The sequence below is a fragment of the Streptomyces sp. NPDC088554 genome (assembly GCF_044752945.1).
Taxonomy (GTDB): Bacteria; Actinomycetota; Actinomycetes; order Streptomycetales; family Streptomycetaceae; genus Streptomyces.
Genome location: NZ_JBIVMF010000034.1, coordinates 1 through 14,028, shown reverse-complemented (window position 1 = coordinate 14,028; position 14,028 = coordinate 1). Strand labels below are relative to the sequence as shown.

At 63.0% G+C, this 14,028-nt stretch carries 15 protein-coding genes and 1 pseudogene; 6 read left to right on the top strand and 10 right to left on the bottom strand.

The features are described from left to right. Nucleotides 1-16 precede the first annotated feature (16 nt). The 4 genes from dbpB (ACIP8W_RS28470) to ACIP8W_RS28455 are packed head-to-tail and all read right to left on the bottom strand — an operon-like array spanning nucleotide 17 to nucleotide 3,968. Nucleotides 17-1,111 carry a DGQHR domain-containing protein DpdB gene (gene dbpB, locus ACIP8W_RS28470; RefSeq protein WP_124282441.1) on the bottom strand — a complete coding sequence of 365 codons (1,095 nt, stop codon included), beginning with the start codon at nucleotides 1,109-1,111 and terminating at the stop codon, nucleotides 17-19. A gap of 48 nt (nucleotides 1,112-1,159) precedes the next feature. Continuing rightward, nucleotides 1,160-2,404, bottom strand: a complete 1,245-nt coding sequence (gene dpdA, locus ACIP8W_RS28465) for a tRNA-guanine transglycosylase DpdA (protein WP_402205207.1) — start codon at nucleotides 2,402-2,404, stop codon at nucleotides 1,160-1,162. Next, the gene (gene dbpB, locus ACIP8W_RS28460) at nucleotides 2,401-3,543 is read right to left on the bottom strand and encodes a DGQHR domain-containing protein DpdB (protein ID WP_124282443.1); all 1,143 of its coding nucleotides are present in this window, start codon (nucleotides 3,541-3,543) and stop codon (nucleotides 2,401-2,403) included. Before dbpB (ACIP8W_RS28460) ends, dpdA begins: the two co-directional genes overlap by 4 nt. Beyond that, nucleotides 3,540-3,968 carry a hypothetical protein gene (locus ACIP8W_RS28455; protein WP_402205204.1) on the bottom strand — a complete coding sequence of 143 codons (429 nt, stop codon included), beginning with the start codon at nucleotides 3,966-3,968 and terminating at the stop codon, nucleotides 3,540-3,542. The genes dbpB (ACIP8W_RS28460) and ACIP8W_RS28455 overlap by 4 nt, the downstream gene beginning before the upstream one ends. 571 nt (nucleotides 3,969-4,539) lie before the next feature. Here ACIP8W_RS28455 and queC point away from each other — a divergent pair. From queC to ACIP8W_RS28435, 4 genes are read left to right on the top strand one after another with little or no spacing between them, the layout of a single operon-like run. Continuing rightward, nucleotides 4,540-5,247: a 7-cyano-7-deazaguanine synthase QueC gene (gene queC / locus ACIP8W_RS28450; RefSeq protein WP_351001626.1), complete on the top strand. Its 708-nt coding sequence runs from the start codon at nucleotides 4,540-4,542 to the stop codon at nucleotides 5,245-5,247. Nucleotides 5,248-5,249: 2 nt separating this feature from the next. Next, the gene (queE, locus tag ACIP8W_RS28445; protein ID WP_402205202.1) at nucleotides 5,250-5,885 is read left to right on the top strand and encodes a 7-carboxy-7-deazaguanine synthase; all 636 of its coding nucleotides are present in this window, start codon (nucleotides 5,250-5,252) and stop codon (nucleotides 5,883-5,885) included. Beyond that, nucleotides 5,885-6,241 (top strand): 6-carboxytetrahydropterin synthase QueD, encoded by a 357-nt coding sequence (gene queD, locus ACIP8W_RS28440; RefSeq protein WP_351001622.1) that lies wholly within the window; start codon nucleotides 5,885-5,887, stop codon nucleotides 6,239-6,241. Before queE ends, queD begins: the two co-directional genes overlap by 1 nt. A 2-nt stretch (nucleotides 6,242-6,243) precedes the next feature. Continuing rightward, complete coding sequence (locus tag ACIP8W_RS28435) at nucleotides 6,244-7,011, top strand: GTP cyclohydrolase I FolE2 (protein WP_402205200.1); 768 nt, start codon at nucleotides 6,244-6,246, stop codon at nucleotides 7,009-7,011. A gap of 1,410 nt (nucleotides 7,012-8,421) precedes the next feature. Here the strand turns inward: ACIP8W_RS28435 and ACIP8W_RS28430 are convergent. The 3 genes from ACIP8W_RS28430 to ACIP8W_RS28420 all read right to left on the bottom strand — a co-directional run bounded on the left by ACIP8W_RS28430 (nucleotide 8,422) and on the right by ACIP8W_RS28420 (nucleotide 9,366). After that, nucleotides 8,422-8,910, bottom strand: a complete 489-nt coding sequence (locus tag ACIP8W_RS28430) for a hypothetical protein (RefSeq protein WP_401957838.1) — start codon at nucleotides 8,908-8,910, stop codon at nucleotides 8,422-8,424. Nucleotides 8,911-8,989: 79 nt separating this feature from the next. Beyond that, on the bottom strand, nucleotides 8,990-9,145 hold the full coding sequence (locus ACIP8W_RS28425; RefSeq protein WP_402205198.1) for a DUF5999 family protein: 156 nt from the start codon (nucleotides 9,143-9,145) through the stop codon (nucleotides 8,990-8,992). Next, nucleotides 9,142-9,366 carry a recombinase gene (locus ACIP8W_RS28420; RefSeq protein WP_402205196.1) on the bottom strand — a complete coding sequence of 75 codons (225 nt, stop codon included), beginning with the start codon at nucleotides 9,364-9,366 and terminating at the stop codon, nucleotides 9,142-9,144. The genes ACIP8W_RS28425 and ACIP8W_RS28420 overlap by 4 nt, the downstream gene beginning before the upstream one ends. A 102-nt stretch (nucleotides 9,367-9,468) precedes the next feature. Between ACIP8W_RS28420 and ACIP8W_RS28415 the strand changes: the two genes are divergently transcribed. Together ACIP8W_RS28415 and ACIP8W_RS28410 are read left to right on the top strand one after the other, a co-directional pair. Beyond that, a complete protein-coding gene (locus ACIP8W_RS28415) occupies nucleotides 9,469-10,095 on the top strand; it encodes a DUF6000 family protein (RefSeq protein WP_391296808.1) in 627 nt (208 codons plus the stop codon). A 62-nt stretch (nucleotides 10,096-10,157) separates the two neighbouring features. Beyond that, a pseudogene (locus tag ACIP8W_RS28410) lies at nucleotides 10,158-10,743 on the top strand (SMI1/KNR4 family protein). Nucleotides 10,744-11,332: 589 nt separating this feature from the next. Here the strand turns inward: ACIP8W_RS28410 and ACIP8W_RS28405 are convergent. The 3 genes from ACIP8W_RS28405 to ACIP8W_RS28395 all read right to left on the bottom strand — a co-directional run bounded on the left by ACIP8W_RS28405 (nucleotide 11,333) and on the right by ACIP8W_RS28395 (nucleotide 13,592). Continuing rightward, the gene (locus ACIP8W_RS28405) at nucleotides 11,333-12,061 is read right to left on the bottom strand and encodes an SDR family oxidoreductase (protein ID WP_402205194.1); all 729 of its coding nucleotides are present in this window, start codon (nucleotides 12,059-12,061) and stop codon (nucleotides 11,333-11,335) included. Continuing rightward, nucleotides 12,058-12,417, bottom strand: a complete 360-nt coding sequence (locus ACIP8W_RS28400; protein ID WP_402205192.1) for a hypothetical protein — start codon at nucleotides 12,415-12,417, stop codon at nucleotides 12,058-12,060. The genes ACIP8W_RS28405 and ACIP8W_RS28400 overlap by 4 nt, the downstream gene beginning before the upstream one ends. A gap of 116 nt (nucleotides 12,418-12,533) precedes the next feature. Further along, nucleotides 12,534-13,592 carry a hypothetical protein gene (locus ACIP8W_RS28395; protein ID WP_402205190.1) on the bottom strand — a complete coding sequence of 353 codons (1,059 nt, stop codon included), beginning with the start codon at nucleotides 13,590-13,592 and terminating at the stop codon, nucleotides 12,534-12,536. Nucleotides 13,593-14,028 lie beyond the last annotated feature (436 nt).

Sequence of the window (14,028 nt, the reverse complement as noted above, 5' to 3'; positions counted from 1 at the left end):
GGCCGCAGAGCTTCGACTACTTGCTGACTAGGGCCTGCAGGTGGGTGCTGAGGAGCCGCACGTCGTTGGCCGTGTTCTGGAGCCCGTTCCAACTGCGTTCCTGACCGTCCGAGAACTTCCACGTGCCGGAAGTCCAGGCCACGTGCTTCTCGAGCTGGCGCAGGGTGATGCGGATCTTGTCCCAGTTGACCTTGTCGAACGGGACGTCTGTGGTGAGTCGGTCCATGACATAGCCCATGGCCTGGATGCCCACACCATGGGTCAGTCTCGACTCCTTGGGAGGCTTGTTCCACGCATCCTCGAAGAGGTTCTCCACTGCCGTCCAGAAGGACAGAAGGTGCGCCAGCATCGCTTCCTCGTCCCCGGTACCGTCCTCAGCGTTCCGGTACTGGTACAAGGAGCCCTCGTAGATGCTGTGCTCCAGCATCCTCAGGATGCTGTTGTCCTTGATGTTGCCGGTGGGCGATGTGGGGCTGCTGATCCTTCCGCAGAAAGGACCGTCCCCCATATTCAGAAGGACCATGATCTTCGCAGCGAGTTGACGGCGCGCGTACGAGCGCGGCAACTTGGCGGTGGTCTCCGGCAGGAGTTCATACACGAGCCCCTTGGGCAGTGGCTTGGTCGAGTTGACCAAGATGAACTGCGACCGCTGCTCTTCCTGAGACGCAATGAAGCCCACTGCTGCGACGGGGAACTCTGCAAGGTCAGCGTCCCTGATGGCGGCGCTGCGCTGCTGACCGTCCACGAGCCAGGCCGGCTTCTCTTCATCAGCCAGTGATTCGTCGACCGGGATGATCAGCTCGCCGGGGATGGAGTAGCTCACACTGCCGCCGCGCACCGCGGGTTCGAACGTGACGCGATCATCGAAACCGAGAACCACGGCGTTGGGAAGCATCGCCCCCTCGGACTCAAGGTAGCGACGGATCGAGCGGATGTGGCTTTGGACCTCGGGCCGCTGGTACCCCTGCAGCTTCTTCTGGCTGTCGCGCCGGATGCGCGAGACGGCGGCAAAGTCTTCCAACTTCTTTCCGTCTACAGCGAAGCAGTAGATCTCCTTGTCGCCTTGGAGCACCTTGAGGGCGGGAACCTTCAGTACGTAGCGGTCGGCCACATCATCTCCTGTTTAAGTTACTTTGAGTGCTATGCGCGGTATAGGCGATTATGTGAGTGGAAGCTTGCGCATCTTGGCTTCGAGTACCGTCATGTTATGGAACCCGCGACGTTTGTTTCGCTCTGTTCCACGGAAGATGACCATGTCGATCTTGTGCTTCTTGCAGAGTTCGCATCGGCAGTGATTCCAAGGGCGGTCGACAAGAGTGTCCCTGTAGTCATCAACCTTCTTCAGTTTCTTGGCGTCACCGATGAGAGATTGATAGGCGTACAAGGCATCGATGACCTCCTGCACTTCAAAGTTCTCGTCGGCTTCATACTGGCGTAGCAATTTGAGACATTCCCGTTCGGCCTTAATGGCTGCCGACTGCGACACCACGCCCGCCAAGATCAGCTTCTTTAGGGTGGGGTTCCCGTCAACCTGGGGGACTCTGATTGCTAGGTATGAGCGGTCGGCGGTGTGGTAGTTATTTCGCTCGTCCATGAAAGCTTGCCGGAATGCTGACGTACTGTCGAAGCTGGTGACATGATATTTGGCGAAGCGTTCCATGCTGGCGATACGGGTGATTCCGAGTAGATGAAACCCGACCCCACTCTTGCGAACCTCAGAGATCCCTTCCAAGCAAGCCAGTATTTCCGGCGTCTTCAGTGGAACCATGCCACCCAGGGCGATTCGCCTGTAGCCCATTTTCTGAAGTTGGACGACGCTGTCCGCGTAACTGGCCGGGCTCCACCCCTGCGCCGCGCCAATCGGTTCCAGATGTTGCTTCCTGCCCGTGACTAGGCGATTGTGACTCTCGGTAGCTTTGATGAACTTTTCTGCCAAGTCGAGCGAAATCTCACGACGCTTTACCCACGCCGGATCAACGTCCTTGTCAGGGGCATCAGGTCGATAACCGAAGATCACATGGTCGATACTGATTCCCGAGTTGAATCGGCACTCCGTGTAGTAATGGAGAACGTCCTCAACTCTGTACGGGGGGTACTCTTCATTGATGTAGTTGAAGGCTCCGCAGTCACCGAGACTTTCTATCGGGTCGGGTAGCCCGAAAAAGGTCTTCACGCCGTCGCGATAGAGACGGTCCCGCTGAGGGGCGCTGTACTTCCCGGCTCCCTTGACCGATCCGTCTACGATGGCTTTGCTGACCAGTATCCCATCGTAGGGCGCGGGCTTTACTGCCTGATGGGCGTACAGGTCATCCCGTTGGCGGACTCGCTCGTCTGGGTACTCATCATTGATGAAGTCGTACCTGGGGTAGATCTGATCTTGGCTATCTGGGAAGTAGAACTTCACGAAGCACCCATCCTCGAATCACGATAGACGCGAATCAGATAGTTTGACAGGATACTGATATGGCGGGGAGTGTTCTGCAACTCGTTCCAAGGGGTGTTGATTTCAGGCCAGCGCCCCTTGGTCCAATGGCAGTGCGGCTTAATGAGCGCCAGTTCAGTCATGACCCTGTCGCTAATATCTGGCGAGTCGATATCGGCATCAAACAAGACTCGCTCCATAACCCGATCCATGAGGCGGCCCAGCGACCTGATTCCGACACCATGCATAAGGCGGCTCTTGGCGGGAGGCAGTCCCCAAGCTTCAGGGAAGGTGTCCTTCACTGCCGTCCAGTAGACAACCAGAATCTTCCGAATGCTCGCAGTGTCGGTGGTTCCGTTGGCTAGGTTTTTGTACGAGAAAAGGACACCGGAAGGTGACAATGATTCCGTGATCGCAGTGATGAGGCTGTTGTCTTTGACGACAGTGTCTGACTTCTTATCGGGGGTCGTTGACGCCTGCTTAACGAGCCCCTTGAAAGGTGAGTCATTGTCCTGGTTTAGTGCGTTAACGAGGATCGCGGGAAGCTTTCGAGCGGACAGCCTGGTCGGAAGTTGGGTGTTCACTTCTGGGAGGAGTTCTGATACCAAATTGCTCGGAAGAGGAGACACCGTGTTGACGCGCAGGAACTGATCGCGCTGGATGTCAAGATCTTCGGCCACAAATCCTGCCACTGTGATCGGAAGGGTGGTTCGCCGAGTGAGTGCAAGCGCGCGGCTTCGCTGCTGACCATCGACGATCAGAGCCGGACGAGGCGCGTCCCGCGACTCCGGTAGCGGAATCTCAAGGGTTCCGATGGTTGCCAGTCCGTCGCCCGGATTGGGGCCGCGACTACCTTTAAACCGTACCGTGGTGGGCAGGGCGAGGATGAGCCCATTTGGGAACAGCACATCTTCACCGTCGAGGTACTCCAGAATTTGCTTAACGTGCTGCTTCTTTTCGGGACGTTGATAGCCAAAGAGCTTGCCGGCCTCATCCCGGGAGATCCGTGCAACATCGGCTACGAGATCGATTTCTCGCGCTTCCAGGGCAAACAGGTACAGGGGAATATTCGGGTTCTGCTCAATGCGCAGGGCTCTGCGCTTGATGACGTTCTCTGTCACCGTTCCCCCATAGCTCGGATGTACAAGTTGGCGAACCTGCTCTGCTCGCATGCCTGGTTTCCGTCACGTAGAGCACGCAGAAGTCGCGACCGCGAGATGCCAGGATGCGACGCGTTCTCACGCTTGATGAACGCCATGACGTCCTCGTCGGATATGGGCGTCCGGTTGTACCGCTCAGGCTCAGCTACGTTTGAAGCCCACCGCTGCCACGAGTCACTGGTAGCAGTCGAGGTCAGCCTGCCGTCCTCACAGTGTTCAAGCCATGAGGCGGCCATGCGAACGTTCAGGCTCGTCAGAGTGCCGCCGAGTGTGCGTCGCAGGCACGCGTTAGAGGCGACTCTCTGGATGCCGGGGATCTTCTCGACGCCTCCCACTAGCAGGACTTCGCCCCCGACGCCGGCCAGCCCCTGGATATCGGCCTTCATGGCATTTGCGTACACCTCGGACAGGACCATGAGGACCGGGCCCTGTCGGCCGAGTTCCTCTAGGGTCTTGCGGCCAGTTCCTTCTTGAAGGTGCCCCCACCACTGGGCACTGTCAGCCGTAGAAGCGGTGACGGAGTCTGCGTGTCGAGTACTGAAGGTCGCCGCGTAGGCAGGTGCCGACGCCGATACTGGCTGGAGGCCGAGGCCGGCCGACGCCACCCACAGTTCCGCTTCAAATCTGGCCTTCGCGGCCGCGGCAGTTAGCCGACGGGCCTGTGTCCAGTGATCGCCGCGGTAGAGCTCGCTTAGGGGCTTCGTGTTCGAAGCCGTCTCGACGCGCTCTCTCCACGCTGCGGAGCGGTCCTTCACGCTGCCGGCCGGTAGCGATCTTGCATGGAGCGTGGTCTCCGGCACAACGGCCTTACGGTCCGTGCAAGTGACCACCAACGATAGTTGCCTCACGCAGTCCCACTCCCGACGGCCTTAACTAGTAACTTGTTGCGGTTACTCTACCCGTCAGTTTTGGCGCTAGGGTGCACCAGTACACGAAGAGCTAACTAGGGAGCAAGGCATGGGACGTCCCGCGATCGTTCTACTGAGCGGCGGCCTGGACTCGACGACAGTTCTGGCCATCGCCAAGGACCAGGGCTACACGCCGTACGCGCTCAGCTTCCGGTACGGCCAGCGGCACAGTGTGGAACTGGAAGCCGCCAAGCGCGTGGCAGAGACTCAGGGCGTAGCCCGCCACGTCATCGCAGACATCGACCTGCGAGTTTTCGGTGGCTCCGCTCTTACTGCTGATATCGACGTCCCGAAGCACGACTCGCTGGACGACGCCAGCAACAGTGACGCAGGCAGCAGCGTGCCCATCACCTACGTGCCGGCACGTAACACGATCTTCCTGTCGTTCGCCCTGGCCTACGCGGAGACCGTTGGCGCGAGCGACATCTTCACCGGCGTGACCGCCGTCGACTACAGCGGCTACCCCGACTGCCGTCCTGAGTACATGGACGCGTACGCCAAGATGGCGAACCTTGCGACCAGGGCTGGCCTTGAGGGAACTCAGGAGCTCAAGCTCCATTCCCCCCTCATCGCGATGTCCAAGGCCGACATCGTTCGAGCGGGCCTGCGCTTGGGTGTCGACTACTCCCAGACGTCCAGCTGCTATGACCCGGATGAGCAAGGTCGGGCCTGTGGCCGTTGCGAGACCTGCCTGCTCCGCCTAAAGGGGTTCGCCGAGGCTGGTACCACTGACCCCGTGCAGTACCAGGGCGTCTGAGAATGACCTATCTGGTCAAAGAGATCTTTTACACCTTGCAAGGCGAAGGGAGCCATGCGGGCCGACCCGCTGTCTTCTGCCGCTTCTCGCGGTGCAATCTCTGGACAGGTCTTGAGAAGGATCGGCATCGGGCGATTTGCCAGTTCTGCGATACCGATTTCGTTGGAACCGACGGCGAAGGTGGTGGCCGATTCGCGTCCCCTGATGACCTCGCCCAAGCAGTCGAGCAGGCGTGGCCTTCAACCGCCCTGGAACACCGCTTTGTGGTGTGCACCGGGGGTGAGCCGCTTCTGCAGCTTGACGAGGCAGCCATCGAAGCTCTGCACGCCAGGGGTTTCGAGGTTGCGGTGGAGACGAACGGCACCCGCGTACCGCCGCCGGGAATCGACTGGCTCTGTGTCAGCCCGAAGATCGGGTCTGACGTGGTCGTCACAAGCGGCGACGAGTTGAAGCTTGTCTATCCGCAGTTGGGCGGAGACCCGGGCCAGTTCGAGAACCTCGACTTCCAATTCTTCCGTCTCCAGCCCATGGACGGACCCGACGTAGAAGCTAACACCCGGGCCACTGTCGACTACTGCATGAAGAACCCGCGCTGGATCCTCTCTCTCCAGACGCACAAGTATCTGGGAATTCAGTAATGGAAATTTTTCGCGAGTTCACGTTCGAAGCGGCGCACCGCCTGCCCAAGGTTCCAGAGGGCCACAAGTGCGCGCGACTGCATGGCCACTCTTACAAGGTCATCGTTCACGTAGAAGCCCCCGTCGACCCCGAGGCCGGTTGGGTCATGGACTTTGGTGACGTTAAGCGAGCCTTCAAGCCGCTCGAAGCTCAACTGGACCACTACTACCTCAATGACATCGAGGGCCTAGAGAACCCGACTAGCGAGGTTCTCGCCCGCTGGATCTGGGGGCGCCTGCAGCCGACCCTGCCCGCACTCTCAGCCCTCACCGTCCGCGAGACGTGCACATCCGGTTGCACCTATCGGGGCGAGTGAGCATGCATGACATTCAGAATGAGACTGACTCTCGCGGCATCGAGATCAACGAGGTCGGCATCAGTGGCCTTCGGTATCCCGTGTACTTCGAGGATGGCTGCCTCCGTCAGGACGGCATTGCGGATATCGCGATCACCGTGCGGCTCCAACACGACCGCCGAGGCACGCACATGAGCCGCATGGTCGCTCTCGCGCACGACCACCTTCAGAGACTCGACCCCCGGCAGTTGCCGCAGGTCCTCAAGGCCGGAGCGGAACTGTTGGATGCGCCCGCGGTTACTGTGACGATGGCCATGCCTATCAGCACGACCGTCGTAGCGCCGGCCAGCGGCCGTGAGTCGAAACAGGTTCACGACGTCTGTATCGAAGGGCGCTGGAACAACGGCGACGTGACAGTAGCAACGGCAGTGACCAGCGAGGTCACCAGCCTCTGTCCATGTTCGAAGGCAATCTCCGACTACGGTGCGCACAATCAGCGCAGCCGGATTACGCTCAACGTGACGGGCCAGGGAGACACCCCGTACCCCCTGCCGGTGCAGAGCGCCGTGAGGTTGTTGACGTCTTCCGCTTCGGCTCCCGTAGTGCCTTTGGTCAAGCGCGTAGACGAGCGTGTCCTCACCATGCAGGCGTACGACCACCCTGTATTCGTCGAGGACATGGCCCGCGACGTCAGCCTTGCGTGCCGGGATCGAGGCCTTCGCCACTCAGTGCGCATCCGCAACCTCGAAAGCATCCATAGCCACGATGCTGTCGCATACGTCGCTGGATAAGACCGGCAGCTTTTGGAGCTTGATCTCTACTCATGTAACTGGGCCGGCCCGGACCCCGCGCTCGGGCAGGGTAGGTCCAGGTTTCCGGTGTCATCTTGAGCACCCCCTGGGGCGTCTCGCGGTTGTGGCCCTGGTCGAGCCGGACCTTGGGGGTGTACGCCGTCGGCTCACACGCAGACGAAGTCGCGGTCAGACGGGTCGCGCTACTGGAAGGCGGCGTGGTTGTCGCCGACAGGCCGACCGTCGAGCTTAGGAACTCTACTCGAGGGCGGGCACGAAGCCCACGGAGCGCAGTCCGCGCAGGCAGAGGAGCGGCCGCACCTCGCTGACATTGGGCGGACTGCGAAATCCGCGATCTGCAAGGTTGTGATCCTTTTGCGACCTGACTGCTGTGATCACAAACGCTGCCTGTCCGCAGTATCGCTCGGCGGTGACACGCCGACCCAACGCTTTTGGCAAAGACCCGTTAACTACGGAACGTAACCACGCGCGGTGTTCTGGAACTCATGAAGCTTGTCGCAGCCCAGGGTGATCCGTTGCCCCTCGGATCCGAGGCCCGCCGTACGGCTCGGGGGTCTGTGGGCGCGTTGAAGCGGAGAGGAACTGGTGCGGCGAACGCCGCACGGCCCCCAGTCCGAGCCGGATCGAGCGGGATCCAGCCGGACAGAAACGGGATGTATTGTCCGTAGTTTCGGCATCGTCGCAGGTGAGAGCCGTCACTCTTATGGGTTCGAGTCCCACCCGCCCCACCAGCAAGTGGTTAAGGAAAAACGTTCTGACCAGCGCCTTAGCTGGTCGGAGCTGAGTGCAGCAGGGTCTTGGCGGCCCTTCGAGATCATGGTTTCATGATCGTGGGGACAAATTGGGGACGCGGGTCACGCGGCGGGACTCGGTCCCTCGTCTGGCCCACCCTCGTCAGCCTCGGGCGTTGGTTCGGTGTCCCGGTCCTCGCTCTCGGCCTCGTCGCGCTCCTTGCTCGAAGGAGTCTCCTTCTGTGGGGACCGGGGCACGACCGCACTCGTTGACTCTGCCTCGGCGGTCATGAGTTGGGGCAGGACACTCGTGTACGTGTCCGAGGTGATTCCGCAGGCGGGTCGCCTCGTCGGGCTCGACGGTCGTGTTCGTCATGAAGTTCCTTCGGTCGTACGTGTTCGAGGGGCGGTATGCCAGCGACAGCGTGCCGGTGGGCCGGGAGGCTATCGGCGGACATGCTCCGTTCTCGCTGGCTCTCGCAGGCCGACGGTGTCGTGGTAGACGGCGCGAGAACGTACTTGCACCGGTGGAGAGCTGCCCGACGGTCCGGTCCTCCGCGCAGGACCGCCGGGCGGCCGTCTAGGTGGTGGGCGCAAGATCGTCCAAATTGACGACCTCGTAGTCTCGCAGTTCACGTACGAGCTGGGAGGCGAGGAATCAGCCGATCTGAGGGTGGTTGTAGGAGATGGGAACGTCTGTGCCAGCAAGGGCTTGGATACCGTCGGAGTTGTACCGGTACGCGGTACCGATGACGCCGTAGAGCGGGAACCGCGTGGCCAGCAGCGCGACGCGCCCCTTGCTCCTGAGCCGGGGGCACCGTTGGGCCGCCATCCGGGCGTGCGCCAGACAGACCGGGGGCTGCGCGGTCTTTATGGGTCCGGCGCAGTCGAGGTCGTCGGCTGTCTCCGCGAAGAGGATGCCGTCGCTGCGCTTCAACTGGACCGTGCACACCTGGCAGCGGAGGAGCGCCATCGTGGTGCGCTGCCGGAGCGGGTGCACCAGCCGCCACCTCGGGGTTCCGGTGGGCATTCCGTTGATGTCGACCGACATGGAGTACCGGGCCCACAGGACGCCGCGCAGGTCCCGGTCGGGCGGCGCCTCGTCCACGTATCCGAGCTGCGGGCGGCGGTCCGGACCGATGTGCACGCGCAGGTTGAGGAGGGAGTCCGCCTCTTCGCCTCGCGGGCGGTGATGTACGGAACGATCAGGTCGGCCGCGATGGTCGTCATGCTGCGCCTCCCACCGGGATCGTAAGGGGCTGGCGGGGTGCAACGATCGTGCCGTTGGGCAGCAGCCCGCCGGTGTCCTCGAAGAGCAGCACCTTGTTGCACAATAGGCTCCTTCTCTGCGCTTCATCCGATCGTGCTTTGCTGTTGATCACTCGGTCTCCTCGGGGCGTGGGCGTGGGATGCCGAGGTCGGTGGTGGGTCTCTTGGTGAGGCGGGCGGCTTCGGCCTGTTTGGCGCGGAGGAAGGTCAGGGTCGAGTCGATGCCTTCGACTTCGCCGAGCCAGTGCTCCTCTTGGGCTCGCTTGCGGCGCAGGAGTAGGTCCGTCTCGATCTCCGCGAGGCGGGGCAGCATCTTGGGGTTGGCCTGGAGCATCGGGCAGCGGACGCAGGCTTCTCTGAACTAACGATCGCCGCTCGGCGGCCCCTGGGGTTAAACCGCTGGCAGCCGGGTGTTGACCCGGGCAAGGATGCAGCTATGCGTCATGCCAACACTGACCCTGAGCTGTCGGGCTTGGTCCGCCGATTCGTCACGCCCGGACGCCGGTACCTTCGGTTGGGTGGAAGCTCGCTGCGGTTGAGCGGGCCTGAGCGCGATCTGTTCATGAGGGAGTTGGTCCAAGCTGCCTCGGAGATCACTCCCGCTGAGCTCGGCATCCTTTTCGAAGGTGGGTGGCGGGAGTGTAAGACTGCCTCCTGGCTGGTTGTTGTGGCTGGCAGGACCGAGTTCCGAAGTCGTATCGGCGAACTTCTGCTGGCCAGCGGAGGGCCCTATGCCGGCGCGGCCTACTGCGTCACTCTTGCCACGTTCGGCGACAGTGCCGACGCAGATTTGCTGTGTAGATACCTTGATCACTACTTGCTGCGGCCTGACCTCGACTACGACCAAGGCATTGCTCTTGGCGCGCTGCTTCACCTCGATGCCGCCCTCGGGACCGAGCACGCATCCCGCTACCTTGCCGTAGGTGGCTTGTGGCAGCAGTGGACCGACGCTCCGCCCCATAGGGACCGGGATCCGCAGGGTATTCGGCAGTTCGTGGACCAGCTGTGCTCCTTCGCCAGCGAGTGTGCTGAACTCTTCGCAGCACTGGAAAACGAGCATTGATTGTTCGTCTTCTCTGAACTTCCTGTCGCCCAGCGGTCCGCTCGGCGGCCCTGGCCGTCGGCATGTCGGCGGGCTCTGACAGCATCACGGTCATGACCGACATTGATGACCTGGTGCAACGCGTCGCCACTCGGGGCATCGGACAACGAGGACCTTTCCGCGCCTGTCGGCGATGCCGAGATTGCGGAGGCCGAGGGGCGACTGGGCTTCGCGCTGCATCCCCTACTTGTGCGCCTGTATCGCGAGGTCGCTGACGGCGGCTTCGGCCCTGACTACCGACTGCTGCCGCTGCTTGGTCCGGGCTCCAGCGTCGCTGGCGAATACCTGACGCGACGTGAGGCGTCCGTTGGCGTGGAGCACCCGGAGTGGCCCGAAGGCGTCGTACCGATCCTGACCTGGGGCTGTGGCATGTACGCAGGCGTAGATTGTCTCAGTGAGGACGGTCAGGTCCTGCTCTTCGAGCCGAACCCGTATAGCGGCGGATCGTGGGATCAGTGTTGGTTCCTCGACTCCGCCAGCCTCGTAGCGTGGCTGGAGACATGGCTCGCGGGGACGGGCTGGTTCGAGGAGGACGCCTTCGACAGGGACGACCTGGTCGAACCTCAGCCATGGGACCAGGCCGCAAGCCGACTGTCCTCCGGCGCATAGCGAAACACCAACGCTTCGTCCCGTTGGCGCAGACGCCGTCATCCCGGCCATGCTCACGGCTCCCTTCGGAGAGTCGGCATCGGGAGGGCGACCAACGCACTGGCTGTGCGTCTGGTGACCTGTGCGAGCTTGTCTTCCGCTCCGGCCAGGCTGACACGGAGCCCTTCAACCTCACCGAGCCAGCCTTCGCGTTCGGCTTCGGCGATGCGGGCGATGAGGTTGTCGCGGATCTCCTCGAGGCGGTCCCGTTGGGCCGGGTCCGGCCTGAGGAGTGCACATCTGACACAAGCGCGCTCATGAATACAAGGGGTGGAAAAGGCGCGGCCGCAGGTTCCGATGGACACCTTGCGTTTCTCGAAGTGCGCGAGGAAGGAATCCCACTCCTCCTCGGTGGGAGTCCGGTATTCCTCGCTGGGCCGAGTGGCCCGGCGGCGGGCGATAAATGCCCTGTGCGCCTCGATTGTCTCGGCGGGGTAGACGGCTAATGGTGGAGTCGGGTATTGGAACTGTCTGAATACCCCGGCCCGGGGCCAGTGTGCCGCCCCGGACCCCGGTGTCAGCCGCCTTGTGTGGAGGTGCCAGGAATCGGTCATACCTGTTCGAAGTGGAACGCCTTGATGAAGCAGTCTCGGGGCTGGGCGACGGCGAAGAGGATGCACTCCACGAGTGACTGAGCGGTGAGGGCGTCCTTGGCCTCGCGCGGTGTGGTCTCCCATTCCTCGGAGAGCGGGTCAGGGTTGGCGAAGTCCGGCGGGTAGAGGGAGATCGCGCGGACTCCCTGGGGCCGCAGACGCTTGGAGAGGATCTCGGCGAACCCTGTTTGGGCGTTCTTGGCCGCGTAGAAAGCGTCGTGCGCGTCCGAGCGGTGATGCCCGGCCGTTCCGCAAGCGGAGACCATGGTCACGACGTCCGGCTTATCCGAGTTGAGCAGGAGAGGGAGGAAGTTCTTCACGGTTAGGACGGTGCCGGTGGCACCGGATGCGATGGTGTCGACGATGTCGGCGTCGGAGGCGGATTGGAGGTCTGGGCCTTCGAGGTAGCGGGAGCCGTTGTTGATCAGCACGTCGATGCGGTCGGTGTGCCGCGCGACGTCGGCAGCGAAGTCTCGGATCGAGGCGGGGTCCGTCAAGTTGCAGGAGAAGGCGTGGACTTGCCGCTGTCCTCGGTCGCGAATCTCGTCGCGGACACGCTCAGCGGCGGCGAGGTTCCGGGCGGAGAGGAAGACCTCGGCGCCAAGGTCTGCGAGACGGATGGCCAGGGTGCGGCCGAAATCACGGCCGGCGGCCGTGATGACCACGCGGTGGTCGTCGAATCTCATGTCGTCGCTCCTGCTTCGTGGATCGGATGTTGGGGTGAAGTGCGGCGGCTGACATCGGCGGCGTAGGCGGCCCAGTCCCCCGCGGATGCCTGCTGCCACTGGACGGCGACCTTGATGTGGACACCGAGCATCCGGGCGAGGATCGCGGCGGGGAGTTCGGTCGCGAGAGCGAACAGTGCGGTGGAGCGATCCTGTTTCGGTCGGATCCCGATCTTATGGAGACGGATGCCGATCTGGCTGTCGGTGAGGGGGCGCCCTGGATGTCCTCCCGGGAACAGCCAGGGAACGTCCTCCGGAGTGCCGATCTTGGCCTTGCCGCGGCGGGTTGCGACGAGCTCGCGGACGCGGCTGGCCAACGGCGCGGGCAGGATGACCGGCGAGGTGCCGAACGTGATGGAGGCAGTGTCGCCGTCGAAGTGGACGTCATCGACGGTGAGTTGGCTGATGGTGGCGATCTTCTGTGCGTAGAGGATCAGTAGCAGTCCCGCGACGCGGTCCGGGGTCGGCAGCGTGTCGTCGTTGAGGAGGCGGCGAGCGTCAGCCCAGCGTTTCTCGCTGTCGATGGTGCCGAGCGTCCGGTCCAGCGGACGGTGCCGTAGGTCAGGCCGCGGGCATGTCGGTGCTGTACCGACCAGCGGATGAAGTGGCCGGTCTCGTCGCGGTAGCTGACCGTGGCGTCGGCCATCCACCGTTCCAGGTCCGGCTGGGTGCAGGTCCCTGGCGTGAGCCCTTCACCGGTGAGCCAGGTGAGGAAGTTGTCGGCCGCGGTGACGTGGCAGCGCACGTTCAGATCCTGGAGCTGGGTGGTGTGGTCGTCGCCAATGCGCCGGCGGAGCCGGCGCATGTGATGCCAGACCGCGTAGCCGTGCAGGATCCGGCGCTCGGCGAGATCGGTGCGGGCCTGGACCGTGGTGGTGATCCATTTCTCCAGAGCGATGAGCCGTTCGTCGCGGGGCGGGAGGGCGCCGGTCGCAACCAGGACACTGCGCAGGTGAGCCAGCACCTTGCCCGGGGGTAGTTCGTCGAGGACCTCGTGGGTGACGGGCCGCTCGTCGCGGCCTATGCGCTCCAGAAGATCTCGTGCTTTCGAGCGGGAGATCCAGGCCAGGGCGACGTCCGGGCGCTCGGCTTTCGTCAACACCTGCTGGAACAGGGCGAGTTCAGGACGTAGGGCCCCGGTGTCATCACCAAGGAGGTCGTGTACTTGCTGGTCGAGGACGCATCGCTGGCAGGGGCGGGGGCTGAGCTGCCAGGTGGTGGTGCAGACCGGGCAGCGGCCCCAGAAGTCGGGGTCGGGGTTGGTGCACTTTGCGCACAACGGCGCCTCCCAGGTGCCGCCGCGGGCCTGGGCGACGGAGTCGCAGCCGCTGCAGGTCACCCATCGGTGCTGGCAGCGTTCGCACCACGGCTGACCGGTGGCCCGGGACATCTCGCAGGCCGCCATTCGTCCGCAGATGCCGCACTCCGCGGTGATCTTTGGTCGGCAGTTGTTGCAGCGGGGACCGTCGGGCAGTCGGGTCGCGACGGGCATGCGTCGGGGGCAGCCGACGCACTCCTCCAGGTTCGAGGGCTGTCTGATCATGCAGTTCGGACACAACGGCCGGCCCTCAGAGTCGCGGGTGGCGGGCTCGCGCACGGCGCCGCAGCCGGAGCAGGGGACTGCCGCGTGGCGGGTAAAGCAGGCTCGGCAGATCCTCTTGCCCTCCAGCAGTTTGGACAGCGCCTTCACTCCGTGGCAGCGCGGGCAGGCAGGCCGGACCACCTCGGTCGCCCCGGCCTCAACGAGTTCATTGATGAACCGCAGGGCAGCAGGGGTGGGGGCTTCGCAACCGGCCCCGGTCAGCAGCTCGGGGCGGGCGACGACGGCCCAGGTGTCGGCGTACGGACTTAAGTCCTCAGTCCCGTACGTTTCTTCGTCCTCAACTGTCAGGCCACGTCTGTCTCGCGCTCGATGGCCTGGAGGCGGT

What these genes read in the sequence shown, in the direction of transcription:
- ACIP8W_RS28415 (WP_391296808.1), top strand. Translation starts at nt 9,469, where the DNA reads ATGCGTCATGCCAACACTGACCCTGAGCTGTCGGGCTTGGTCCGCCGA.
- ACIP8W_RS28435 (WP_402205200.1), top strand. Translation starts at nt 6,244, where the DNA reads ATGCATGACATTCAGAATGAGACTGACTCTCGCGGCATCGAGATCAAC.
- queC (WP_351001626.1), top strand. Translation starts at nt 4,540, where the DNA reads ATGGGACGTCCCGCGATCGTTCTACTGAGCGGCGGCCTGGACTCGACG.
- queD (WP_351001622.1), top strand. Translation starts at nt 5,885, where the DNA reads ATGGAAATTTTTCGCGAGTTCACGTTCGAAGCGGCGCACCGCCTGCCC.
- ACIP8W_RS28420 (WP_402205196.1), bottom strand. Translation starts at nt 9,366, where the DNA reads ATGCTCCAGGCCAACCCCAAGATGCTGCCCCGCCTCGCGGAGATCGAG.
- ACIP8W_RS28405 (WP_402205194.1), bottom strand. Translation starts at nt 12,061, where the DNA reads ATGAGATTCGACGACCACCGCGTGGTCATCACGGCCGCCGGCCGTGAT.
- ACIP8W_RS28455 (WP_402205204.1), bottom strand. Translation starts at nt 3,968, where the DNA reads ATGAAGGCCGATATCCAGGGGCTGGCCGGCGTCGGGGGCGAAGTCCTG.
- queE (WP_402205202.1), top strand. Translation starts at nt 5,250, where the DNA reads ATGACCTATCTGGTCAAAGAGATCTTTTACACCTTGCAAGGCGAAGGG.
- ACIP8W_RS28395 (WP_402205190.1), bottom strand. Translation starts at nt 13,592, where the DNA reads ATGCCCGTCGCGACCCGACTGCCCGACGGTCCCCGCTGCAACAACTGC.